The organism is Pseudoalteromonas sp. CO348, from assembly GCF_004208845.1.
Taxonomy (GTDB): Bacteria; Pseudomonadota; Gammaproteobacteria; order Enterobacterales; family Alteromonadaceae; genus Pseudoalteromonas; species Pseudoalteromonas maricaloris.
Window position 1 is genome coordinate 1 of sequence record NZ_SGPI01000008.1, and the last position, 830, is coordinate 830.

Consider the following 830-nt stretch of genomic DNA (forward strand, 5'->3'; position numbering starts at 1 on the left):
AAGTGGTGGGTTGTACTGGACTTGAACCAGTGACCCTCGCCTTGTAAGGGCGATGCTCTCCCAACTGAGCTAACAACCCAAATTGTATTACAACGTCTGCCGTTGTGGGGCGGTATTATAGGTTTAGTTTGAAAAGAGTCAACACTTAACTTTAAAAAACTATACTGTGTGATGTTTTTATGCTCAATGCTTTAAGCTCTTCATTATAGAAGAGGTGAGGGGTCTTATATTTTTGGTCCAAGAATCTCTTAACTTGGGGGAAATAGGTTGCTGAGCTTTGTATGCTATAGCGGGGGATCAAGCTGGATTAGGTACCATGCTGAAAAAGAAAAGAGCCGTAAATCACTCTGGCCTAATTGGATTTAAAACAAAAACGCAGAGGTGCGGTAACTATGCGTTTTAAATTGTGTAATAAATAATCCAATTCAAGGTGTTAGGCTTGCAAAGGGGAACTGTTTGGTTATATTCTACGCTTCTTGATTTAAAATGAATCAGTTAGAAAAAACTTTCATAAAAGTTGTTGACTTTATTTTTGCTCCTGCATAGAATGCGCCCCGCACTCAGCGATACAGGCTAGCAGTTCAAGTCTGACTATTATGGGGCTATAGCTCAGCTGGGAGAGCGCTTGCATGGCATGCAAGAGGTCGACGGTTCGATCCCGTCTAGCTCCACCAATTTATCGTTAGTGCATATGTCCTAGTACATAATTCAAATGGCAACGCCTCGAGTGCGAAGTTGTTTGATATTGTGTCCCCTTCGTCTAGAGGCCTAGGACACCGCCCTTTCACGGCGGTAACAGGGGTTCGAATCCCCTAGGGGACGCCACTTAC

3 tRNA genes are annotated in these 830 nt (G+C 43.5%); 2 read left to right on the forward strand and 1 reads right to left on the reverse strand.

The window, feature by feature from the left end:
* Nucleotides 1-3: 3 nt before the first annotated feature.
* Nucleotides 4-79 (reverse strand) — tRNA-Val (locus EXT48_RS01970).
* Between the two features lie 519 nt (nucleotides 80-598).
* Between EXT48_RS01970 and EXT48_RS01975 the strand changes: the two genes are divergently transcribed.
* Nucleotides 599-674, forward strand: a tRNA-Ala gene (locus EXT48_RS01975).
* A 75-nt stretch (nucleotides 675-749) separates the two neighbouring features.
* Nucleotides 750-825, forward strand: a tRNA-Glu gene (locus EXT48_RS01980).
* Nucleotides 826-830 lie beyond the last annotated feature (5 nt).